The organism is Paracoccus sp. J55, from assembly GCF_000513975.1.
Taxonomy (GTDB): domain Bacteria; phylum Pseudomonadota; class Alphaproteobacteria; order Rhodobacterales; family Rhodobacteraceae; genus Paracoccus.
In genome coordinates, this window is record NZ_AZVA01000035.1 from 20,371 (window position 1) to 42,521 (window position 22,151).

Below are 22,151 nucleotides of genomic sequence, written 5' to 3' on the forward strand. Positions count from 1 at the left end.
CATGACCCAGAATCCGACCACGGCCAGCGTGCATGTCATCGTGCTCAACTGGCGCACGCCAGAGATGTCCTTGCAGGCCGCCGAGGCCGCATTGCGCGAAATGCAGGGCATCGACGGCGGGCTGACCATCGTGGACAACGATTCCGGCGATGGCAGCTACGAGGCGATGCAGGCTGGGGTGCGGGCGCGCGGCTGGCCCTCGGATCGCGTCGCGGTGGTGCAATCGGGCTGGAACGGCGGCTATGGCGCCGGCAACAATCACGGCATCCGCCAGGGCCTGCCGGACGGGCGCCGCGCCGATCTGGTCTATCTGCTGAATTCCGACGCGATTCCGCAGCCCGGTGCGATCCGGGCGCTGGTCGATTATCTGGCTGCGCATCCGCAGGCCGGGATCGCCTGTTCGCGCCTGCGCGGCACCGACGACGTGCCGCACAGCACCGCCTTCCGCTTTCCCACCGCGCTGGGCGAGTTCGAATCGGAATGCCGCACCGGCCCGATCTCGCGCCTGCTGCGGCGGCGCATCGTGGCGCTGCCGCAGCCCGAGGCATCGGGTCGCGTGGACTGGTCGGCCGGGGCGTCGATGATGATCCGCATGGATGTGCTGGATCGAATCGGTCTCTTCGACGAGGGCTTCTTCCTTTACTACGAGGAGACCGACCTGTGCCGCCGCGCCGCGCTGGCGGGCTGGCAGACCCATTACGTCGTCGAAAGCCTGGTGCTGCATATCGGTTCGGTCAGCACCGGCATGAAGGAATGGAAGCGCGCGCCGGATTACTGGTACGATTCCCGGCGCCGCTATTTCGAAAAACATCATGGGCGTCTGGGCGCGCTTTGGGCCACGGTCGCGCATCTGGGGGGCGCGGGCCTGTTCCGCCTGCGCTGCCTTCTGTCGGGGCGCAAGCCGGACGGGCCGCCGGGCCATCTGGCGCATCTGGCGCGCCACGCCTTTCGTTCACAACCAAAGCCCGTTCATGTTGAAAAGGGTAAGCCATGACGCAATTTTCCGCGATTCTGGTGGGTAACGAATCTCTCTTGCGCCACGCGGCCGAGACGCTGCTGGCGCGCGGGCATCGCATCCATGCGGTGGTGACGCGCAATCCCGACCTGCGCGACTGGGCGCAGGGCGCCGGTCTTGCGGTCGAGGATCAGGACGCGCCGATGGCCCCCGATGCGCCGCCTGCCGACTGGCTGTTCAGCGTCGCCAACCTGTCGATCCTGCGCCCCGAGATGCTGGCGCGCGGCCGGCTGGGCGCGATCAACTTCCACGACGGGCCGCTGCCGCGGCTGGCGGGGCTGAACGCTCCGGTCTGGGCGATCATCGGCGGCGAGGCGCAGCACGGCGTCACCTGGCACATGATCGAAGGCGGCGTGGACGAGGGCGACATCTTGTCCCAGACCCTGTTCGAGATCCGCCCCGACGACACCGCCCTGACCCTGAACGCCCGCTGCTTCGCCCGCGGGGCGGAAAGCTTTGCCGAGGTGGTGGCTCAGCTTGAGGGTGCCGGCCCGCAGCGGGTGAAACAGGACCTGTCGCAGCGCAGCTATGTCGGCCGCGACAAGCGCCCCGAGGCCGCGGGCCTGATCGACTTCTCCCAGCCGGCGGGGCGCATCTGCGCGCTGGTGCGCGGGCTCGACCATGGCGGCTACTGGAACCCGCTGGCCGAAGCCAAGGTCCGGCTGGCCGATGGCCGGGTGCTGGCGGTGACCGCCTCGGCCGGGACCGAGCCGGCCAGCGCCGCGCCGGGCACCGTGCTGGCCCATCACGGCGATATCGCCACCGTCGCCGCCGCGGATGCGGCGATCCGGCTGGTCTTTCGCGGCGAGCTGCCTCCGCTTGGCGCGGTGATCCCGGCGCTGGCCGCCGAGGAGCGCGCGCGGCTGAGTGATCTGGCCGCGCAGGCCGCCAAGCATGACGGCTTCTGGCGGGGCCGTCTGGCGCGGATGAACCCGGCGGTGCTGCCGGGCGAGGGCTCGGGCGCGACGCAGCGCCTGCCGCTGCTGCCCGGCGCCGCGCCCGAACGCATCGCGCTGGCCGCGGCGCTGCTGGCGCGGCTGGCCGGACAGGCCGAGTTCGATCTGGCGCTGCGGCCGCAAGGCCAGCCCGAGGCGGCGGGGATCGTCGCCGACTGGCAGCCGCTGGTGGTCGAGGCACGCAGCGACCGGACCCTGGCCGATCTGGGGCAGGCGCTGGCGGCGCAGATCGCCGATCAGGCGAAGCGCGGCTTTTTCATGGCCGACCTGCTGCACCGCGCGCCCGAGCTGCGCGACATGGCGCTGCCGGATCTGGCGATCAGCCTCGATGCCCGCGGCCCGGTCAAGGGCGCGGCGCTGACCGTGATCCTGACCGGGGACGGCGCCTGGCTGGACCACGACCCGGCCCGCGTCACGCCGGCGCAGGCGCAGCGGCTGGCCCGGGCGCTGGACGGCGGGCTGGCGCTGCCCGGCTCTACGGCGCTGCGCGACATCCCCCTGATGGACGCGGCCGAGCGCGAGGAACTGCTGGTCGGCCGCAATGCCACGCAGCTGGATGTGCGGCTGGCCTGCATTCACGAGCTGATCGCGGAAAAGGCTGCCGAGAACCCCGATGCGGTGGCGCTGGCCTTCGAGGATCACCGCCTGACCCGCAGCCAGCTGGATCGCGCCGCCAACGCGCTGGCCGAAAAGCTGGTGGCGATGGGCGTCGGCCCGGATCAGCCGGTGGGCCTGTTCGCGAAACGCTCGCCCGAGCTGGTGATCGGCGCGCTGGCGATCTGGAAGGCCGGCGGCGCCTATGTGCCGCTGGACCCGGACTACCCCGCCGATCGCATCGAGCTTTACATCGAGGATTCCGGCGCCCGGGTGGTGCTGGTCCAGGACGGTCTGGCCGAGAGGCTGCCTGCGCATGGCGCGCAGGTTGTGACCATCCCGTCCGACCTGCCGCATGGCCTGGTCGCGGCCCCGGTCAGCGCCGTCGGACCGGAAAACCTTGCCCATCTGATCTATACCTCGGGCTCGACCGGCCGTCCCAAGGGGGTGATGGTCGAGCATCGCAATGTCGCCAATTTCTTCGCCGGCATGGACGCGGTGATCCCGCATGCCGAGGGCGATGCCTGGCTGGCGGTCACGAGTCTTTCCTTCGACATCTCGGTGCTGGAGATCTTCTGGTCGCTGGCGCGGGGCCTGAAACTGGTGATCGCGGGCGAGGAATCGCGGCTCGCCGTCTCCTCGACGCCGGCGCAGCCGCGCCGCGAGCCATCCGGCGGCATGGATTTCAGCCTGTTCTACTGGGGCAATGACGACGGCCCCGGCCCAAAGAAATACCAGCTGCTGCTGGAAGGCGCGCGCTTTGCCGACCAGAACGGCTTCGTCGCCGTCTATACGCCGGAACGGCATTTCCACGCCTTCGGCGGCCCCTATCCGAACCCGGCGGTTTCGGGCGCGGCGGTGGCGGCGGTGACGAAGAACATCTCGGTTCGCGCCGGCAGCTGCGTGCTGCCTTTGCATCACCCGGCCCGGGTGGCCGAGGAATGGGCGGTGATCGACAACCTGACCTCGGGCCGGGCGGGGCTGGCCATCGCCTCGGGCTGGCAGCCGGACGATTTCGTGCTGCGCCCGGAAAACGCCCCGCCGAACAATAAGACCGCGCTGGCCCAGGGGATCGACCAGCTGCGCCGGCTGTGGCGCGGCGAGGCGGTCGAGTTCCCGCGCAAGGACGGCAGCCTGTTCGGCGTGGTGACGCAGCCGCGTCCGGTGCAGAAGGAGCTGCCGCTGTGGATGACCGTCGCCGGCAACCCGGAAACCTGGGTCGAGGCGGGGCGGCTGGGCATGAACGTGCTGACCCATCTGCTGGGGCAAAGCATCGACACGGTCGCGGCGCGGATCAAGGATTACCACGCCGCGCTGCGCGAGGCCGGCCATGACCCGGCGCGCTTCACCGTCACGCTGATGCTGCATACCTGCCTGGCCGAGGATCGCGAGACGGCGCGCGAGATCGCCCGCGAGCCGATGAAGAACTACCTGAAAAGCGCCGCGGCGCTGGTCAAGCAATATGCCTGGGATTTCCCGGCCTTCCGCCGCCCGGCGGGCATGACCAACCCGATGGCCATCGACCTCGGCTCGCTCTCCGAGGAAGAGCTGGACGGCATCCTGGAATTCGCTTTCCTGCGCTATTTCGAGGATTCCGGCCTTTTCGGCTCCATCGAGGACGGCATCGCCCGGGTCGAGCAGCTGAAGGCCATCGGCGTGGGCGAGATCGCCTGCCTGATCGACTACGGCATCGCGCCCGAGCAGGTCATGGCCGGCTTCCCGCTGCTGGCGCGGCTGCGGGCCGAGGTGAACCCGCATGGCGAGGAACCCGAGGACGGCGATTTCTCGATCGCGGCGCAGATCCGGCGCTGGAAGGTCACGCATCTGCAATGCACGCCCAGCATGGCGCGCATCCTGGTCTCGGACCCGCAGGTGGCGGCGGCGATGGCCGGGCTGACATGCGTGATGGTGGGGGGCGAGGCGCTGCCGCCCTCGCTGCTGGCCGAAATCAAGGCGGCCACGCGGGCGCGGGTGCTGAACATGTACGGCCCGACCGAGACGACGATCTGGTCCACGGTGGCCGACATGACCGATGCGGCCGAGGTGACGCTGGGCCGGCCGATCGCCAATACCCAGCTTTACGTGCTGGACGCCGACGGTGTGCCGGTCCCCCCCGGCGCGCAGGGCGAGCTTTGGATCGGCGGCCATGGTGTGACCCGCGGCTATTGGCGGCGCGAGGACCTGACTGCGGCGGCTTTCCGTCCCGATCCCTTCGTGCCCGCGGATCGCGGCGCGCCTTGGGGCGCGCGCATGTATCGCACAGGCGATCTGGTGCGCTGGCGCGAGGATGGCTGCCTCGACTATATCGGCCGCGCCGACCACCAGGTGAAGCTGCGCGGCTTCCGCATCGAGCTGGGCGAGATCGAGGCGCAGCTGGCCGCCCAGCCCGGCGTGCGCGAGGCGGTGGCGCTGGTGCGCGAGGATGCCCCCGGCGACAAGCGGCTGGTGGCCTATGTCACCGGCGCGGGCGAGTTGTGCGAGAAGGGGCTGCGCGAGGCGCTGCTGGCGCATCTGCCGGCGCATATGGTGCCCGGCCGGATCGTGCGGCTGGAAAAGATGCCGCTGACCCCGAACCGCAAGATCGACCGCAAGCATCTGCCGGTGCCGGGGGCTGTCGCCTCCGCTCCGGTGACGGCGCCGACCGTCGAGGCCACCACTGCTGTCGCCGCCAACGCCCCGACCGAGGATCTGGCGCAGGCGGTGCAGGCGCTGTGGTCCGAGGTGCTGGGCGTCGAGCAGATCGGCCCGCGCGACAACTTCTTCGCCTTGGGTGGGCATTCGCTGCTGGCGATCCAGCTGCACCGGACCATGCGGGACCGGCTGGCGCTGCCGCGGCTGGGGGTGACGGATATCTTCCGCTTCCCGGTCATGGCGGATTTCCTGAAGCACGTCGCCGCGCTGGCGCCGGCGAACAATGTCGCTCCGGCGGTGGCGGTGTCGGCCCCTGTGGCACCTGTGCGCCCCGAGCCCGAGCCGGTCGGGGCCGGTGACGATGCCATGGCCCGGCGCCGGGCCTTGCGGGCGCAATTGCGCGGCGGGCGGTGAGCGGCGCCGAGGCGCTCGAGGCGCTGGCCCGCCGCCTGCTGCCCGCGGGTCATGGCTGCGCGGTGCTGCCGCTGACGGCCGAGCCCGCGCCGCTTTTGCCCGAGGAGGCGGGGGCTATCGCCCGCGCCGTCCCGAAGCGGCGGCGCGAGTTCGCCTTGGGGCGCATGGCGCTGCGCGCGGCGATCCGGCAGGCCGGGCATGACCTGCCGGCGGATCGGCCCATCCCGGCGCGTTCCGACCGCCGGCCGGACCTGCCGCCGGGCATCCGCGCCAGCCTGTCGCATGGCGGCGATTACTGCATCGCCATCGCCGCCCCACCCGGCGGGGCAAGCGTCGGCGTCGATCTGGAGCCTTGCGACCGCGCCCTTCCGGAAGGTCTGGCCGAGACCATCATGCCCTTTCGCCTGAACGGGGCCGGGGATGCCTTGCTGGCCTTTTGCGCCAAGGAGGCGATGTTCAAGGCGCAATATCCGCTGACCGGGCGGATGCTGGACTTCCGGGCGGTCCCGGCGGTGATCGATGCGCAGCGGTTCCGCGCCTGCATGGGCGACCGGCTGATTGGCGGGCGCTGGGGGCAGGCGGCGGGCTATTGGCTGGCGCTCAGCCTGTGGCGCGGCTGAACAACGCCGCCAGACGCCGGGCGGATTCGCGGATGTCGTGGCGTTCCGTGACGCGGGCGCGGGCCGAGGCGCCCATGCGTTCCAGCGTGGCGTGGTCGGTTTCAGCGGCTTGCAGCATGGTTTCGGCCAGGGCCTCGGCATCGCCGGCGGGGACCAGCCAACCCTCTTGTCCGGGGCGGACCAGTTCGGGGATGCCGGCGATATAGGTGGCGATCACCGGGCGGGCGCAGGCCATAGCCTCCATGATGACCACCGGCAGGCCCTCGGCGAAGCTGGGGGTGACCAGCGCATGGGCGGCATCCATGGCGGCGCGGACGCCGGCCTCGTCCTGCCAGCCGAGCAGGCGGACGGCCTCGCCCATGCCCTCGGCCGCGATCAGCGCCTCGATTTGCGGGCGCAGCTCGCCGTCGCCGACCAGCGACAGGCGCAGCGCGGGATTGCGCCGCCAGGCCAGGGCGAAGGCGCGGATCAGCAGGCCGAATCCCTTCTGCTCGGCGAAACGTCCGACCGCGACCATGTGAAGCGCGCCCGGGGGGAGCGGCGAAGGCTCTGCCCAGCGGGGCAGATCAAGCCCGCAATGCACCACATGCACCTTTTCCCAATCTTCAGCGGCCGACCAGCGGAAGATTTGCGAGCGGCCATAGCTGCTGACCGCAATGCAGAACTCCGCCAGCGCCAGCTTGCCGCCCAGGTCCAGGGCCAGGCTATTGTCGAATTCCTCTGGGCCGTGGACGGTAAAGCTGAAGCGCGGGCCGCCCAGCAAGCGGGCATAGGCCGCGACCCGGGCCGAGTTCGTGCCGAAATGCGCGTGGATATGCGCAAGCCCCAGCGCCTTGGCCCGGGCGGCGACATGGGCACCCTCGGCCAGATAGATGATCTGCCGCGCCAGGCTGGATTCCCCGGCCCGCGCCCGCCGCCGCGCCAGGCGCATGGCGCGGAAGAATCGCGCAGGATTTTCCAGAGCTTGCCGCGCAAGTCCGGCGAGGAGCCGCTTGCCCCCGGCCTCAAGCACCCGCTCGGTCCGGGCATGCTCGGCGCGGTCGGCGGGATCGGTCAATGCGGCCGGATCGCCGCGCATGGCGAATCGTTGCACCTGCAGGCCCTGCGCCTCCAGGGCCGCGATCTCGCGCCGGATGAAGCTGTGCGAGGGGCGGGGATAGGTATTGACCAAATAGCCGATTCGCAAGGCGGCAGGCTCCAATTCAAAGGAAAATGCTCAACTGTCGCGGTATTCAAACACCATGCAGGCTGGATTGCGCTGATTTTTGCTTAAGAATGAGCGGATATGCAGTAAGAGGGAATGCGGCACTAAAGTTTGTCTAGCGATTCGTTTTTTCTTTGGCACTATTGATCCAAGGACCTGTGCATTTTGAGGAGAGCACCTCTGACCGGCATCTTGACCATTGGCGTTGCAGTTGCGCTGGCCAGCGCGGTGATCGGGGCTGTGGCCTTTGATCTGTCGCTCTGGACTGCCCTGCTGGTTTACTCCGTCAGTGGAACCGCCGCCACGCTTTTCGTCGCATGGCGGCGCCTCAGATGCATCGAGCGGCATGAGGCCGAGACCGGCCGGACCGCTCAGTAGCCGGTGCAGCGCAGGACCACGCCCACCGTCTTGGCGATGATGGTCACATCCCCGGCAAGGCTGAGCTCTCCGGCATAGCGGGCGTCGAAGGTGGCGCGGGCCGCGAAGGTGCTGTCGTTGCGGTCCGAGATCTGCCAGAGCCCGGTCACGCCCGGCCGCAGGTGATAATAATCCGCCCCGGGATAAAGCTGCGCCTGCTCGATCATCATCGGCCGCGGACCGACGATGCTCATGTCGCCGCGCAGCACGTTCCACAGTTGCGGCAGCTCGTCCAGAGAGGTCTTGCGCAGGAAGCGGCCGGTCGAGGTGATGCGCGGATCGTTCTTCAGCTTCTGGGTCAGATCCCATTCGGTCTTGGCCTCGGGGTTCGCGGCCAGATATTCGGCCAGGCGCTTGTCGGCATCCTCGACCATGGTGCGGAGCTTCCACAGCCGGAAGTTGCGGCCCGAGCGCCCGACCCGCAGTTGGGTATAGAAGGGCTTTTCCCCATTGCACAGGATGACGATGGCAAGGATCATCACCACCGGCAGGACAATCGGTGCGGCCAGAACAACGGCCGCAATGTCCAGGGGACGCTTGAGAAAGCGGGCATAAAAAGATCGGACCCCCATGGGTTCGCCGATGGTTCCGCCGGGGTCCGATTGCAGCACCGAGCCGATCGTCTCGATATCAAAATCCGTGGTGTGCCGCATTTTGAAAACCTGTCCTAATCACTACTGGCGCAGTATAGCCGTGCATTTGAATAAAACTAGAACGAATTGAGGCACTGACGAAAAGTATAGGTTCATTTTAAAACAATGACTTATCTGAAAGAACCGGAGGGCTGCGCGGCCCTTACCCTAGGTAAACATGATGTGAGAATCCGTGATCGCCGCGGTCTTTGGGCAAGCAATTGGTTGTCTTGAGCCGATATTAGCAACTGCCGGTTGAATTGCGGTCTTGGGGCAATTCTGCGATAACGGCGCGCAGGCAGGTAATTCACAATCGAGGGTTGTTAATATGGCGGGGTTTTTGCAATTTTTAATTGAGGGCGTCTCGGCTTTCTACATCGGCCACAGCCTCGTCAGCCCCACGGTTCCCGGCATGATGCAGAATCTGCTGCACGAATCCGTCGAGATGCAGATCATCAACGGCGCCCCGCTGGAGATCCAATGGACGGAGGCGCGGCACGCCCAAGGGGTGAACGGGCGCGAATGGCTGCCGAATCACGCGGTCGGCGCGCTCATCATCACCGAGCGCGTGCCGCTGGCCCCGGCGATGGATTATCACGACAGCGCCGGCTATGCCGCGAAATGGGTGGCGCTGGCGCGGCAGTCGAACCCGGATGTGAAGCCCTATCTCTACCAGACCTGGGACCATATCGAGCCGGGCTCGACGCGGCCCTGGCGCGACCGCATCCTGGCGGACCTGCCGCTATGGCAGGCGATCGCCGATCGGGTGAACGAGGACCTGCCGGAGGGAGGGGAGCCGATGCGGCTGATCCCGGCCGGCCTGGGCATGTTGCGGCTGCATGATGCCATCGAGGCCGGCAAGGTGCCCGGCGCCCGCTCGATCCGCGACTTTTTCCGCGACGACATCCATCCGACCGAGGCGGGAGGCTTCTATTTCATCGCGATGATCCATTACGCGACGTTGACCGGCCAGAGCCCGGTGGGGCTGACGAACCGGATCCCCGGCGGCGGCGGCCCCTATCCCGAAGTGCCGAAGGAGCAGGCCGCCGTGCTGCAGCAGCTTGCCTGGCAGGTGATGCGGGACTTCGCGGCCGACTAGCGCCCGCGCGCCCATTCCTGGCGGTTGCGCCCCATGCGGACCGCCAGTGCGACGGCGGCATAGGTCGCGAAGCCCAGCGGATCTGCGGCGGCAAGGCGCAGCAGTTCGCCCTTGCCGGGGCGGACATGGCCCTGCCGGGAGGGCAGGTCGGGGAACAGCCGGGCGATCTCGGCCACGCCCATGTCCTGGCGCCGGCGCACGCGGACCAGCGGCGAAAAGCCCTCGACCAGCGGCCATTCATAGGGCTCGTCCACCAGGAACCGCTCGGCTTCCGCGAATTGCAGCCGGGCGAAGGTATCGTCCGAGATGATCTGCGGGAATGCTCCCCAGCGCGCCCGCCCTGCCTCGTTCACCGCGAAAAGCCCCGCTCCGGTGACGCCTTGGGCCACGAAGGGCAGCTTCTGCCAGAACCGGGCATAGGCGCGCGACACGGCGCTGCGCGCCGGGGCGACCACCAGCCGCCCGCCGGCATAGCGCGGCTCGTCCGCGTCCAGCACGCGGACGAGCCCCGACAGCAGCCGCGGCCCCATGCGGATATCGGCATCCAGATACAGCCGGATCCCCGGGCCGGCGCAGGTGTCGCCATGGTTCAGCGCGCCGATCTTGCCCCCCTGCGCCAGTTCCTCGACCCGCAGCTGCCAGCCGCGGGCGGCAAAGCCGGGCTGCTGGGCGCGGGCGCGGGCGGCGGTATCGTCGCTGCAGCCGTTGGCGATCACGATGACTTCGACCGGACCCCGGTGGTCCTGGGCCAGGATGTGCCCGAGACAGGCGCCGATATAGTCCGCCTCGTCATGGGCGGGCAGGATGATGGAGCAGGGGGGCGTCATCGGGCTGCGTCCGGGCTTTCGGGCTGGCCGCGGCCGAATCGCCCGTCGCGGCCGTCCTGGGTGGATAATCGCGGGGCCGGGCCCGCCCCGATGTCGGAGCCGGGGCGGCCGGCCCGCCGCGACATGGGGATTCCGCCGCGCCGGGCCGGGAAATGCGGCGCATTCTTGTTATCGGGCGTGTTTTCGGTTGTCGCGTTCATGGCCGGGACGCTACCATGCCGCTGCCGTGAAAGTCATCGGCAGGCCGCAGTCCCCGGGACGGCGCCGTTTCATCAGAGGCAGAGGGGCCACAGGTTTGACGCCTGCGACAGGGAATGACCCGGACAGGACGCCGGCAGGACAGGCTGCGCCGGAAGCGGCGCGGGGCCATGTCTCCAGCAAGTTCATCCGGCGCGAGGCGGCGCTGGCCGCTTCGGACGCGAAACATGCCAAGATCATCGCGCAGCGATTCTCGCTGCTGCGCACCCGCATCCTGCGCGAGATGCGCAGCCGCGGCTGGAGCAAGCTTGCCGTGGTGCCGGTGACGCCGGGCGCGGGCGGCACCTTCGTGGCGGTGAACCTGGCGCTGGCGCTGGCACGCCAGCCGCATACGCAGGTGGCGCTGATCGACCTCGACCTCGGCCAGCCGGAGGTAGCGGGCCAGCTGGGCGTGCCGGGCTGCGGCGCGGTCTCGGCGGCGCTGCGCGAGGGCGGCGACCTGGACGCGCTGGTCTCGCGCGTGGACGAGGCGCCGAACCTCGCGGTTCTGGCGCCGGCGCGGGCCGAGCCGGGCGCGGCCGAGCTGCTGCAGGACGAGGCGCTGGCCCGGGCCATGCACCGGCTGCACGACAGCCACCCGGCCGAGATCGCCATCATCGACACCGCCGCGCTTCTGGGCGAGGATGCGGCGCTGGCTGCGCTGCCGCTGGCCGATGCGCTGCTGCTGGTGGCGGACGGGCGCCGCGGCACCGCCGCCGACATGGCGGAATGCGAACGGCTTCTCGTCGGCATGCCGCCGGTGATGGGCGTGGTCCTGAACAAGTCGGAAGACTGAATTTAAGAAAGACAGGGTTCGAGATTTGGGACCGATTCAATCCTTGCAGGATCTGATCTCGATGGTCTGGCGGCGCTTGCCGCTGGTCCTGACGATCCTGGTCCTGGGCGTGCTGATTTCCTTTTACCTGATCACCTCCTCGCCCCGTGTCTACGAGGCCTCGGCGGTCATCCAGCTGGACATGCCGGCCGCGATCGACCAGGGCAGCGACAGCTCGTTGCCGGCCTCGCGCCGCGTGCAGCTGATCGAGCAGCGCCTGATGGCGCGCGCCAACCTGCGCGAGGTGATCGAGCGGCTGGGCCTGTTCGCCGATTCCCCGCTGAGCGAGACCGAAAAGCTGGGCGCGCTGCGCAGCTCGACCCGGATCGAAAGCATCACCGCACCCGGCGTTTCGGTCGATTCCCGCATGTCGCTGGCGGCCATCGTCATCACCGCCCAGGCCGAGACCCCGGCCATGGCCGCCGCCCTCGCCAATGACTTCGCCAACAGCGTGGTGAACCGCGACCGCGAGAACCGCCAGCTGCGCATCCTGGAATCGCAGGAATACCTGCGCAACGAAGAGGCGCGCCTGAACGAGCAGCTTTCCGTACAGGAACGCAAGGTGGTCGAGTTCAGCGCCCGCAACGAGGATTCGCTGCCCACCTCGCAGGAATTCCTGCAGACCGAGCTGGCCCAGCTGACCGAGATGGAGACGACGCTGGACCGCGACGTCATGACCCTGCAGCGCGAGCGGCTGTCGCTGGAGGCGGGGGGCACGGCCTCCGAGGCGCGGCCCTCGGCCTCGCTGGTGCAGCAGATCCGCTCGGCCGAGATCGAGCTGGCGCAGGCGCGCCGGACGCTGTCGCCGAACCACCCCGAGATCAAGCGGCTGGAGGAGATCCTGGACCGTCTGAACAGCGGCGGCGGCAGCGGCGGCTCGGACGTGATCCGCCGCCAGGCCGAACTGATCGACGCCCAGCTCGCCAAGCTGAACGAGCAGAAGGCCGGGATCGCGGCGCGCCGGGTCGAGATCGACCGCGCCCGCGCCCGCGCGCCCGAAGTCACCCGCGAGCTCGAGGCGATGAACCGCCAGCAACGCCGCCTGCAGGACCGCTATAACGAGATCTCGCGCCAGCTCGCCCAGGTCGAGACCCAGCAGATGCTGATGGAGAACGACCAGACCGAGCGTTTCGTGCTGCTGGAGCGCGCCCTGCCGCCGGAATATCCCGCCATGTCCAACCGCAAGAAAAGCGCGGTCATGGGGGTGGGCGGCAGCATGGCGCTGGCGTTGACCGTGGCCTTCGTGCTGGAGTTGCTGAACCCGGTCCTGCGGCGCAGCGACCAGTTCGCCCGCGCCACCGGCACGCGGCCGGTCATCTCGCTGCCCTATCGGCTGTCCAGCGCCGACCTGCGCGCCCGCCGGCTGCGCAACATCTACATGGTCGCGCTGCTGGTGCTGGGGGCGCTGGTCGCGCTGTGGCTGATCGGCAAGATTCCCGGCCTGCCCTCGCCCGGCGTGGTCAGCATGCCGACCGACGGGATGGGCTGATGAGCCAGCCCGGCGGAACCGAAAGCCCCGGCGAGGCGCCGCGCAAGAGCCTCGCCTCGCGGGCTCTGGGCAGCGGCGCCTGGTCCATGGCCAATTTCGGCCTGGGCCAGATCATGCGGCTGGGGTCGAACCTGATCCTGACCCGCATCCTCAGCCCCGACGATTTCGGCCTGATGGCGCTGGTGACCAGCTTCCTGATCGGGCTGAGCATGTTCAGCGACATGGGTTTCGGTCCGTCGATCATGCAGAGCAAGCGTGGCGACGACCCGGATTTCCTCGATACCATCTGGACGCTGAAGATCATCCGCGGCTTCCTGATCTTCCTGGCGGCGATGGCCATGGCCTGGCCGCTGGCCTGGTTCTACGACGCCTCGCTCTTTGGCTGGGTGTTCCCGGTGGCGGCCACCTCGATGATCGTCGGGGGGTTCCTGCCGACGCGGATCGACACCGCCGCCCGCCATCTGCAGCTGGGCCGGCTGACGGTGATCGAACTGTGCAACCAGCTCATCGGCATCCTGCTGACCATCGCCGCCGCGCTGATCCTGCAATCGGTCTGGGCGCTGGTCTGGGGCAATGTGCTGGGCGCCTTTGCCCAGCTGCTGATGTTCCGCCTGTTCCTGCCCGGCCACCGCAACCGCTTCCGGATGGAGCCCGAGGCCCGCGCCGAGGTGATGAAATTCGGCAAGTGGATCTTTTTCAGCACCATCTGCGGCTTCCTGCTGTTCCAGGGCGACCGCATCATCCTGGGCCGGGTGCTGACGCTGCATCAGCTGGGCATCTACAATATCGGCCTGTTCCTGGCCACGGTTCCGGCCATGCTGGGCTCGTCCATCGCCAGCCGGCTGTTCATTCCGATGTATCGCCAGCACCCGCCGGCCGAGGGTCCCGAGAATGCCCGCATCCTGGCCCGCACCCGCGCCGGTCTGACCGCGCTGCTGCTGGTGGCGGCGGTGGTGCTGGCCTGGGCCGGGCCGCCGCTCGTCGATCTGCTCTATGATCCGCGCTATGCCGCGGCGGGCGGCATCCTGGTCGCCGTCGCCTGCATCCAGATGCTGCAGGTCATCCCGATCAGCTATGAATATTCGGCGCTGGCCGCCGGGGATTCGCGCGGCTTCTTCATCATGCAATCCTCGCGGGCGGTGATCTATTTCACCCTGGTCGTCACCGGGGCCGCGCTTTACGGCCTGCCGGGCCTGCTGATCGGCCAGGCGCTGTCGCAGGTGTTCTGCTATCCGGTGACGGTCTGGCTGGCGCGCCGGCACGGCTGCTGGGACCCGCGGCACGATCTGGTCGCCGCCATGATCGCCCTGGTCGCGGCCGCGGCCGCGCTGGCCGGGCATCACGGCGCGGTGCTGGCCGCCATGTCGCCCTGACGGGCATCGCCGGCCATTTTCCCTCTTCCGGTTCCGCTTGCCCTGGCGCTATTGCTGCCGGAACGTCACGAGGAGGCACCGGATGAGCGACGACAACACCCCGCGCAAGTCCCGCATCACGCGGGAAGAGGCTCTGGCCTATCACCTGGAGCCCCGTCCGGGCAAATACGACATCGTCGCCTCGACCCCGATGGCGACGCAGCGCGACCTGTCGCTGGCCTATTCCCCCGGCGTGGCGGTGCCTGTCGAGGCCATCGCCGAACGGCCCGAGACCGCCTATGACTATACCGTCAAGGGCAACATGGTCGCCGTGGTCTCGAACGGCACCGCGATCCTCGGCCTTGGCAATCTGGGCGCGCTGGCCTCGAAGCCGGTGATGGAGGGCAAGGCGGTGCTGTTCAAGCGCTTCGCCGACGTGAACGCCATCGACATCGAACTGGACACCGAAGACCCGGATCAGATCATCAACGCCGTGCGGCTGATGGGCCCGACCTTCGGCGGCATCAATCTCGAGGACATCAAGGCGCCGGAATGCTTCATCATCGAGCAGCGGCTCAAGGAGTTGATGGACATCCCGGTCTTCCATGACGACCAGCACGGCACGGCGGTGATCTGCGCGGCGGGGCTGATCAACGCGCTGGAGCTGTCGGGCAAGAAGATCGAGGACGTGCGCATCGTGCTGAACGGCGCCGGCGCGGCCGGCATCGCCTGTCTGGAACTGCTGAAATCCATGGGCGCGCGGCATGAGAACTGCATCATGTGCGACACCAAGGGCGTGATCTACCAGGGCCGCACCGAGGGCATGAACCAGTGGAAATCCGCCCATGCCGTGGTGACCGAGGCCCGGACGCTGGAAGAGGCGATGAAGGGCGCCGACGTGTTCCTGGGCGTTTCGGCCAAGGGGGCGGTGACGCAGGACATGGTGCAGAGCATGGCCGAGAACCCGGTCATCTTCGCCATGGCGAACCCCGATCCCGAGATCACCCCGGAAGAAGCGCATGCCGTCCGCCCCGACGCCATCGTCGCCACCGGGCGGTCGGACTACCCGAACCAGGTCAACAATGTCCTGGGCTTTCCCTATCTGTTCCGCGGCGCGCTGGACATCCATGCCCGCGCCATCAATGACGAGATGAAGATTGCCTGCGCCCGGGCGCTGGCCGAACTGGCGCGCGAGGATGTGCCGGACGAGGTCGCCGTGGCCTATGGCCGCAAGCTGCAATTCGGCCGCGACTATATCATCCCGACGCCCTTCGACCCGCGGCTGATCCATGTCGTTCCGCCGGCCGTGGCACGCGCGGGCATGGATACCGGCGTCGCCCGCCGGCCGATCATCGACATGGAAGGCTATGTCCAGTCGCTCAAGGCGCGCATGGACCCGACCGCGGCGATCCTGCAGGGCATCCATGCCCGCGCCCGCCAGGCCCAGGCCCGGATGATCTTTGCCGAGGGCGACGACCCGCGTGTGCTGCGCGCCGCCGTCGCCTGGCAGCGCGGCGGCATGGGCCAGTCCATCGTCGTCGGGCGCGAAACCGATGTGAAGGAGAAGCTGGAGGCCGCCGGCCTGGGCGATGCCGCGCGCGAGATCGCCGTGGTCAATGCCGGCAATTCCCGGCATCTGGAGCAATATCACGAGACGCTCTACGCCCGGTTGCAGCGCAAGGGCTATGACCGCGAGGACGCGGTCAAGCTGGCCAATCGCGACCGGCATGTCTTCGCCTCGCTGATGCTGGCGCATGGCCATGGCGACGGGCTGGTGACCGGCGCGACGCGCAAGAACGCGCATGTGCTGTCGCAGATCGGCATGGTCTTCGACGTTACCCCCGCCGACGGCGCCGTGGGCATCACCGCGGTCCTGCACAACGGCCGCATCATCCTGATGGGCGACACGCTGGTGCATGAATGGCCCGAGGCCGACGACCTGGCCGACATCGCCACCCGCGGCGCCCATGTGGCGCGCGGCCTGGGGCTGGAGCCGAAGGTCGCCTTCCTGTCCTTCTCGAACTTCGGCTATCCGGTCAGCGAGCGGGCGGTGAAGATGGCCCACGCCACCGAGGTGCTGGATGCGCGCCGCGTCGATTTCGAATATGAGGGCGAGATGACCGTGGACGTGGCGCTGAACCCGTCGCAGGCGGCGAAATACCCGTTCTCGCGGCTGAAGGGGCCGGCCAACGTGTTGGTGGTGCCGGCACGGCATTCGGCCTCGATCTCGGTGAAGCTCTTGCAGGAGATGGCGGGGGCGACGGTGATCGGCCCGATCCTGACCGGGGTGCCGCAGCCGATCCAGATCTGCTCGACCGGCTCGACGGTGAACGACATCCTGAACATGGCCGCCATCGCGGCGGGCCGGCTGGGGCAGGTGAAATAGGCCCGGAACGGAAAAGCGCCCCCGAAACGGGGGCGCTTTCTTCCTTGCGTCGGGATCAGAACCGATAAGAGGCGCGCAGCTGCACCAGGTCGAGGTCCAGATCGTTGCCGCTTGCGCCGGTGCTGTCCTCAAGCACGTCCTTGAAGTCGTTGCGGGTATATTCCGCGCCGACGGTGAAACGCTCGGCCACCTTGTAATCGACGCCGATGCCGTAGGTCAGGCCGGTATCCGAGAACTCGTCCGTCTTCAGCTTGGCGGCGCCCACGGTGACATAGGGCAGGAACTTGCCCATGTCGGCGCCGGCGCGCAGCCGCAGCCGGGTCAGGTCGCCGTCGCTGTAGTCATTGTCCGGCGAGATGCGGTTGTAATCCAATTCGCCGCCCAGCACGAACTTGCCGAAGCCGCGCTGATAGCCGGCATGCAGGCCATAGCCGTCGAAATCGCCGAAATCGGCCAGCGCGCCGCGATCACCCAGATCGCCCGAGCCCTGCCCGTATTGCAGACCTGCGTAGAAGCCCGTCCAGTCGCTCGCCTCGATCGTCATCGGCGGAGCGACGGGCGCGACCACCGGCTGCTCGACCACCGGGGCGGCATAGCCGCCTGCATATGCCCCACCCGCCAGCAGCGAGATCAGCGTTGCGTAACCAATTGTTTTCATTTTGAGCTCTCCATTTCTTTCGGGCTGTTGGTCGCCCAGATCACTCGGCCCTATGCCTATCACCCGGCTCGCCGATTGGAAGGTTTTGCGGCGCCGCAGCACGGACAAGTGCGAAGCGGTGACCGGCCCCCCGTAGCGCGACAGGGGAAATGCAAAGGGATGAACGGCTTAGCCGCTCAAGCGGATTTGAGCAGGCGTGATCGGGTAAACCTGTTGTTTTTCAGCTTGTTGCTGTTGTTAACGAATGTTGCCGGATTGTCAGTCTTGCGCTTCGCCGAAACATTCCCCGCGCTCGGCCTGACGCTGGCGTTCGCGGAATCGGGCGCGGTCGGTCTCGGAATATTCGCCGGCGCAGCGGTGGCAGCTGACGCCTTCCTCGTATTCCGGGCGGTCGCGATCCTCGGGCGCCAGGGGCCGGCGGCAGGCGTGGCAAAGCGCGTGGCGGCCCTGCCGCAACCCGTGGCCCAGGCTCACCCGCCTGTCGAAGACGAAGCATTCGCCGCGCCAGAGGCTGTCCTTTTCGGGCACCTCCTCCAGGTATTTCAGGATGCCGCCTTTCAGGTGAAAGACCTCGGGCACGCCCTCGCCCAGCAGGAAATTCGTCGACTTCTCGCAGCGGATGCCGCCGGTGCAGAACATGGCGATGCGCTTGCCCGCGAAGCGGTCGCGGTTCTGGCGCCACCATTCCGGAAAGTCGCGAAAGCTGCGGGTGCCGGGATCGACGGCGCCGGCGAAACTGCCGATTTCGACCTCGTAATCGTTGCGGGTGTCGATCACCGCCACGTCGGGGGCGCTGATCAGCGCGTTCCAGTCCTGCGGGGCGACATAGCGGCCGACCGCGGCGGTGGGATCGACCTCGGGCTGGCCCATGGTGACGATCTCGCGCTTCAGCCGCACCTTCATGCGGCCGAAGGGCATGGTCTCGGCGGTGCTTTCCTTCCAGTCCAGCCCCGCGCAGCCGGGCAGGGCGCGGATATGGGCCAGCACCGCGTCCAGCCCCGCGCGGGTGCCGGCGATGGTGCCGTTGATCCCCTCGGGCGCCAGCAGCAGCGTGCCCCTGACCCCGTTCGAGCAGGCGCATCTGGCCAGCGGCGCCTTCAGCGCGGCGGGGTCGGGAAAGCGGGTGAAATGGTAAAGCGCGGCAACGATCAGCATGGGCTGGCCATAGCGCCGCGCCGGGGTGCAATCAAGTTGCCGCATTGACGCCTCCGCCGCCTGCGCCTACCAATTTTCTTGGGAAAAACAGGAGAGGCGCCATGGCAAAAGCCCTGATCGTCATCGACATGCAGCTGGATTTCTGCCCGGGCGGGCGGCTTGCCGTGGCCGGCGGGGACGAGATCGTGGCGCCGATCAACGACCTGATGGCGGATTTCGACGCCGTGGTGCTGACCCAGGACTGGCATCCCCATGACCATGCCAGCTTTGCCGACAACCATCCCGACGCCGCCGCATTTTCGCAAGTCGAGATGCCCTACGGCCCGCAGGTGCTGTGGCCCGCGCATTGCGTGATCGGCTCGGCCGGGGCGGGGTTCCATCCGACGCTGGCCGTCGATTGCGCCGATCTGGTGATCCGCAAGGGCTTCCGGCCGCAGATCGACAGCTATTCCGCGTTTTTCGAGAACGACCACCGCACCCCCACCGGGCTGGCCGGCTATCTGCGCGAGCGCGGGCTGGACGACCTGACCTTCGTCGGCCTTGCGCATGATTTCTGCGTCGCGTGGTCGGCCGTCGATGCGGCGAAGCTGGGTTTCCGCGCCACCGTGATCGAGGAGGCCACCCGTGCCATCAACCTGAACGGCTCGCGCGAGGCGGCGCGCGAGACCATGCGCAAGGCAGGGGTGACACTCGCATGATGATCCCGACGGTCGATATCGCCACCCGCGTCTATAACCACAAGTGGAAGATCGACCCGATCGTCCGCTCGCTGATCGACGACGATTTCTACAAGCTGCTGATGTGCCAGTCGGTGTTCCGCAACCGGCCCGACACGCAGGTGACCTTCAGCCTGATCAACCGCACCAGCCGCATCCGCCTGGCCGAGCTGATCGACGAGGGCGAGCTGCGCGAGCAGCTGGACCATGTCCGCGGCCTGTCGTTGACGCGGGGCGAAAGCACCTGGCTGCGCGGCAATACCTTCTACGGCAAGCGGCAGATGTTCCGCCCGGATTTCATGGAGTTCCTGGAGAACCTGCGCCTGCCCGCCTATCACCTGGAAAAGCGCGACGGCCAGTATGAGCTGATCTTCGAGGGGCGTTGGCCCGAGGTCATGCTGTGGGAGATCCCGGCGCTGGCCATCATCATGGAGTTGCGGAGCCGCGCCGTCCTCAAGGACATGGGCCGGTTCGAGTTGCAGGTGCTCTATGCCCGGGCCATGGCCCGGCTTTGGGAAAAGATCGAGGAATTGCGCACGCTCGGCCCCGACCTGCGCATCGCCGATTTCGGCACGCGGCGGCGGCACAGCTTCCTGTGGCAGGACTGGTGCGTGCAGGCCATGGTCGAGGGCTTGGGCGACCAGCGCTTCATCGGCACCTCGAACTGCCTGATCGCCATGCGCCGCGACATCGAGGCCATCGGCACCAATGCCCATGAACTGCCGATGGTCTATGCCGCGCTGGCCGATACGGACGAGGAATTGCGCCGGGCGCCCTATCGCGTGCTTGCCGACTGGCACGAGGAACATGACGGCATGCTGCGCATCATCCTGCCCGACACCTATGGCACCAAGGGCTTTCTGGACCACGCGCCGGACTGGCTGGCCGGCTGGACCGGCATCCGCGTCGACAGCGGCGACCCGGCCGAGGGCGCCGAGACGGCGATCCGCTGGTGGCAGGACCGCGGCGAGGATCCGCGCGACAAGCTGATCATCTTCTCGGACGGGCTGGATGTCGAGAAGATCAAGGAGCTTTTCCAGCGCTTCCACGGCAGGGTGAAGGTCAGTTTCGGCTGGGGCACCTTGCTGACCAACGACTTCCGCGGGCTGGTGCCGGGCGACGGGCTGGCGCCGTTCTCGCTGGTCTGCAAGGCGGTGGCGGCCGAGGGGCGGCCGACCGTCAAGCTTTCGGACAATCCCGAAAAGGCCACCGGGCCCCAGGACGAGATCGAACGTTACAAGCGCATCTTCGGCGTCGGCCGGCAGCAGCGCATGGACGTGGTGGTCTAGACCGGGAAATGGACAGGCCCCGGCACGTGGGGTCCGGGGCCTTGGGTGTCAGCGCGAAAGCGCCGGTTGCAGCGCGCGACGGTTGGCAGCATGGCGCTTGGCAAGCTGCCGTCCCTCGCGACCGTTGCCCAGACGGCGGGCGGGCTCGCGCGCGCCGCTCTCGGACAACAGTCCGGGGAACAGCGCCAGGATTTCGGCACGGGCCTCGGGCGAGACCGATTTCAGCGCCTCGGGGCCGGTGAACAGCGATTCGGTCAGCGCGCCTTCCGAGCAGACGATCTCGTGCCGGTCGAACAGCAGATGGTAATAGGTCAGCGCCTCGCAATCATCGACCAGCTCGATGCCCTCGATCCCGGTCAGGTGCTTGGCGGCGACCAGGACCTCGGCCGCGCCGCAGATGCGCTCGGCGATCTTCGAGCTGACCAGGATGCGGTGCTGCTGCGAGACGTAAAGGTCGCGGCTGGGCAGGCCCGAGCCAAGCGCGCCGGCGCGGATGCGCACCGGGCGCATCTTCTCGAAGGCCCGCAGCAAGGCGCTTTCGACCGGCTTCGAGCCGATCCAGCGCAGCGGCTGCGCGCCATGGTCGCGGGTGACGACCATGTCGCCGATCCGCAGCGCCTCGACCGGCACCTGGCCGCGCTGGGTCAGGATCAGCGTGCCGTGGCGGAAGCAGATGAAGGCCGGCGCGCCTTCGAGCCCGTAGCGCGAGGTGTCGAGCCGGTCGAAATCGCTGCGCACATAGCTGGTCAGGGTGATCGACTGGATCGGCTTGCTGGTGACGCCGTCGATCTCGGCCTGCGCGGCCGTGGCGGGCGGCGGCACCAGCACCAGGTTGCCGTCGGTGTCCTGCAGGATGCGCAGCTGCACATTGCGGGCGCTGGTGCCGTCCGTATAGGTTACGGTGCCGCGATAGATGATCCCGGAATCGGCGTAATGGCGCACGCCGTCATGGATGCCGTATTCGCCCGAGGACACGCCGAAGCGGTTGTCGAAGGAAATCGCGCCGTCGTCATTGCCGTCGTGCAGCGTTATGGCGTTGATCTCGCGCGCCAGTGGCCGGTCGGCGCTGCCGAAGGTCGAGCCCACCAGTTCCGCGGCGCGCTCGGCGCCCAGAAAGCGTTCATCGCGATCCAGATCCCGATGCGTTCCAAGATAGATGACACGGATCGACGTCGTCGTCGGCATGGCAGACCCTAATCGTTAACAGGCCCCCGCACATGAGGGCACAAGAGACACATTCAACCATCGCGCCATTCCGGACCGGCGACGCCGACCCGTGCATGGAGAAGAGGGCGGAAAAACACATGCCCGCGCCTCACCGGCTAACTAGGTCGTGTTGACAAAAGGGATTCCTCTGGCAGTCGTCCTATGATTCAAGCTCATCTCTACGTGGGAGATGAACTTGGCACGCAACCTGATATCCGACGATGAGTGGACCTTCTTCGAGGGCTTCATTCGTGCCGTCCGGCACCCTAACGGGCGGAAACCTGCGGACCATCGTCTTGTTCTGAATGGTATATTCTGGATCGCAAGGACTGGTGCGCCATGGCGCGATCTGCCCGAAGAGTTTGGCAAGTGGTCCTCGGTCTACCGTCAGTTCCGCCGCTGGACTTTGGCGGGACTGT

The 22,151-nt window shown here is 68.0% G+C and carries 17 protein-coding genes; 11 read left to right on the forward strand and 6 right to left on the reverse strand.

Annotation, left to right across the window (positions count from 1 at the left end):
* Position 1: 1 nt before the first annotated feature.
* From PARJ55_RS0117900 to PARJ55_RS0117910, 3 genes are read left to right on the forward strand one after another with little or no spacing between them, the layout of a single operon-like run.
* Positions 2 to 994: a glycosyltransferase family 2 protein gene (locus PARJ55_RS0117900; RefSeq protein WP_028714269.1), complete on the forward strand. Its 993-nt coding sequence runs from the start codon at positions 2 to 4 to the stop codon at positions 992 to 994.
* Entirely contained in the window at positions 991 to 5,610 is a 4,620-nt protein-coding gene (locus PARJ55_RS0117905) for a MupA/Atu3671 family FMN-dependent luciferase-like monooxygenase (protein ID WP_028714270.1), read from the forward strand. Before PARJ55_RS0117900 ends, PARJ55_RS0117905 begins: the two co-directional genes overlap by 4 nt.
* Positions 5,607 to 6,230 carry a 4'-phosphopantetheinyl transferase gene (locus PARJ55_RS0117910; protein ID WP_028714271.1) on the forward strand — a complete coding sequence of 208 codons (624 nt, stop codon included), beginning with the start codon at positions 5,607 to 5,609 and terminating at the stop codon, positions 6,228 to 6,230. The genes PARJ55_RS0117905 and PARJ55_RS0117910 overlap by 4 nt, the downstream gene beginning before the upstream one ends.
* On the opposite strand, the gene PARJ55_RS0117915 is transcribed toward PARJ55_RS0117910, so the two are convergent.
* Positions 6,211 to 7,416 carry a glycosyltransferase gene (locus tag PARJ55_RS0117915; RefSeq protein WP_028714272.1) on the reverse strand — a complete coding sequence of 402 codons (1,206 nt, stop codon included), beginning with the start codon at positions 7,414 to 7,416 and terminating at the stop codon, positions 6,211 to 6,213. The two genes, PARJ55_RS0117910 and PARJ55_RS0117915, sit on opposite strands and share 20 nt — an antisense overlap.
* A gap of 389 nt (positions 7,417 to 7,805) precedes the next feature.
* Positions 7,806 to 8,504 (reverse strand): sugar transferase, encoded by a 699-nt coding sequence (locus tag PARJ55_RS0117925; RefSeq protein WP_028714274.1) that lies wholly within the window; start codon positions 8,502 to 8,504, stop codon positions 7,806 to 7,808.
* Positions 8,505 to 8,895: 391 nt separating this feature from the next.
* Between PARJ55_RS0117925 and PARJ55_RS0117930 the strand changes: the two genes are divergently transcribed.
* Positions 8,896 to 9,582 (forward strand): hypothetical protein, encoded by a 687-nt coding sequence (locus tag PARJ55_RS0117930; protein WP_232215741.1) that lies wholly within the window; start codon positions 8,896 to 8,898, stop codon positions 9,580 to 9,582.
* Here PARJ55_RS0117930 and PARJ55_RS0117935 read toward each other — a convergent pair.
* Positions 9,579 to 10,409 carry a glycosyltransferase family 2 protein gene (locus PARJ55_RS0117935; RefSeq protein ID WP_028714276.1) on the reverse strand — a complete coding sequence of 277 codons (831 nt, stop codon included), beginning with the start codon at positions 10,407 to 10,409 and terminating at the stop codon, positions 9,579 to 9,581. The genes PARJ55_RS0117930 and PARJ55_RS0117935 overlap by 4 nt on opposite strands.
* Before the next feature lie 295 nt (positions 10,410 to 10,704).
* Here PARJ55_RS0117935 and PARJ55_RS0117940 point away from each other — a divergent pair, with 295 nt between their 5' ends.
* From PARJ55_RS0117940 to PARJ55_RS0117955, 4 genes are all read left to right on the forward strand, one after another.
* Positions 10,705 to 11,442 carry a chromosome partitioning protein gene (locus PARJ55_RS0117940; protein WP_028714277.1) on the forward strand — a complete coding sequence of 246 codons (738 nt, stop codon included), beginning with the start codon at positions 10,705 to 10,707 and terminating at the stop codon, positions 11,440 to 11,442.
* Positions 11,443 to 11,485: 43 nt separating this feature from the next.
* Positions 11,486 to 12,970: an LPS biosynthesis protein gene (locus tag PARJ55_RS0117945; RefSeq protein ID WP_028714278.1), complete on the forward strand. Its 1,485-nt coding sequence runs from the start codon at positions 11,486 to 11,488 to the stop codon at positions 12,968 to 12,970.
* Positions 12,970 to 14,343, forward strand: coding sequence for an oligosaccharide flippase family protein (locus tag PARJ55_RS0117950; RefSeq protein WP_028714279.1), 1,374 nt, complete (start codon positions 12,970 to 12,972; stop codon positions 14,341 to 14,343). Before PARJ55_RS0117945 ends, PARJ55_RS0117950 begins: the two co-directional genes overlap by 1 nt.
* A gap of 82 nt (positions 14,344 to 14,425) precedes the next feature.
* Positions 14,426 to 16,708, forward strand: a complete 2,283-nt coding sequence (locus PARJ55_RS0117955; protein WP_028714280.1) for an NADP-dependent malic enzyme — start codon at positions 14,426 to 14,428, stop codon at positions 16,706 to 16,708.
* 55 nt (positions 16,709 to 16,763) lie between these two features.
* On the opposite strand, the gene PARJ55_RS0117960 is transcribed toward PARJ55_RS0117955, so the two are convergent.
* Both PARJ55_RS0117960 and PARJ55_RS0117965 read right to left on the reverse strand, forming a co-directional pair.
* The gene (locus PARJ55_RS0117960; protein WP_028714281.1) at positions 16,764 to 17,366 is read right to left on the reverse strand and encodes an outer membrane protein; all 603 of its coding nucleotides are present in this window, start codon (positions 17,364 to 17,366) and stop codon (positions 16,764 to 16,766) included.
* A 258-nt stretch (positions 17,367 to 17,624) separates the two neighbouring features.
* Complete coding sequence (locus PARJ55_RS0117965) at positions 17,625 to 18,521, reverse strand: rhodanese-related sulfurtransferase (protein WP_028714282.1); 897 nt, start codon at positions 18,519 to 18,521, stop codon at positions 17,625 to 17,627.
* A 101-nt stretch (positions 18,522 to 18,622) separates the two neighbouring features.
* Here PARJ55_RS0117965 and pncA point away from each other — a divergent pair, with 101 nt between their 5' ends.
* Positions 18,623 to 19,219: a bifunctional nicotinamidase/pyrazinamidase gene (gene pncA / locus PARJ55_RS0117970; protein WP_028714283.1), complete on the forward strand. Its 597-nt coding sequence runs from the start codon at positions 18,623 to 18,625 to the stop codon at positions 19,217 to 19,219.
* Positions 19,216 to 20,526 carry a nicotinate phosphoribosyltransferase gene (gene pncB, locus PARJ55_RS0117975; protein ID WP_028714284.1) on the forward strand — a complete coding sequence of 437 codons (1,311 nt, stop codon included), beginning with the start codon at positions 19,216 to 19,218 and terminating at the stop codon, positions 20,524 to 20,526. Before pncA ends, pncB begins: the two co-directional genes overlap by 4 nt.
* A gap of 48 nt (positions 20,527 to 20,574) precedes the next feature.
* On the opposite strand, the gene PARJ55_RS23485 is transcribed toward pncB, so the two are convergent.
* Positions 20,575 to 21,711, reverse strand: a complete 1,137-nt coding sequence (locus tag PARJ55_RS23485; protein ID WP_084637904.1) for a Hint domain-containing protein — start codon at positions 21,709 to 21,711, stop codon at positions 20,575 to 20,577.
* A gap of 211 nt (positions 21,712 to 21,922) precedes the next feature.
* Here PARJ55_RS23485 and PARJ55_RS23490 point away from each other — a divergent pair.
* Positions 21,923 to 22,151, forward strand: a 229-nt coding sequence (locus PARJ55_RS23490) for a transposase (RefSeq protein WP_156929528.1), incomplete at its 3' end; no start/stop codon positions are given.

Coding starts and splice junctions, on each gene's coding strand:
- PARJ55_RS0117900 (WP_028714269.1), top strand. CDS start 2: ATGACCCAGAATCCGACCACGGCCAGCGTGCATGTCATCGTGCTCAAC.
- PARJ55_RS0117905 (WP_028714270.1), top strand. CDS start 991: ATGACGCAATTTTCCGCGATTCTGGTGGGTAACGAATCTCTCTTGCGC.
- PARJ55_RS0117925 (WP_028714274.1), bottom strand. CDS start 8,504: ATGCGGCACACCACGGATTTTGATATCGAGACGATCGGCTCGGTGCTG.
- PARJ55_RS0117930 (WP_232215741.1), top strand. CDS start 8,896: ATGATGCAGAATCTGCTGCACGAATCCGTCGAGATGCAGATCATCAAC.
- PARJ55_RS0117935 (WP_028714276.1), bottom strand. CDS start 10,409: ATGACGCCCCCCTGCTCCATCATCCTGCCCGCCCATGACGAGGCGGAC.
- PARJ55_RS0117950 (WP_028714279.1), top strand. CDS start 12,970: ATGAGCCAGCCCGGCGGAACCGAAAGCCCCGGCGAGGCGCCGCGCAAG.
- PARJ55_RS0117955 (WP_028714280.1), top strand. CDS start 14,426: ATGAGCGACGACAACACCCCGCGCAAGTCCCGCATCACGCGGGAAGAG.
- PARJ55_RS0117960 (WP_028714281.1), bottom strand. CDS start 17,366: ATGAAAACAATTGGTTACGCAACGCTGATCTCGCTGCTGGCGGGTGGG.
- PARJ55_RS0117965 (WP_028714282.1), bottom strand. CDS start 18,521: ATGCTGATCGTTGCCGCGCTTTACCATTTCACCCGCTTTCCCGACCCC.
- pncA (WP_028714283.1), top strand. CDS start 18,623: ATGGCAAAAGCCCTGATCGTCATCGACATGCAGCTGGATTTCTGCCCG.
- pncB (WP_028714284.1), top strand. CDS start 19,216: ATGATGATCCCGACGGTCGATATCGCCACCCGCGTCTATAACCACAAG.
- PARJ55_RS23485 (WP_084637904.1), bottom strand. CDS start 21,711: ATGCCGACGACGACGTCGATCCGTGTCATCTATCTTGGAACGCATCGG.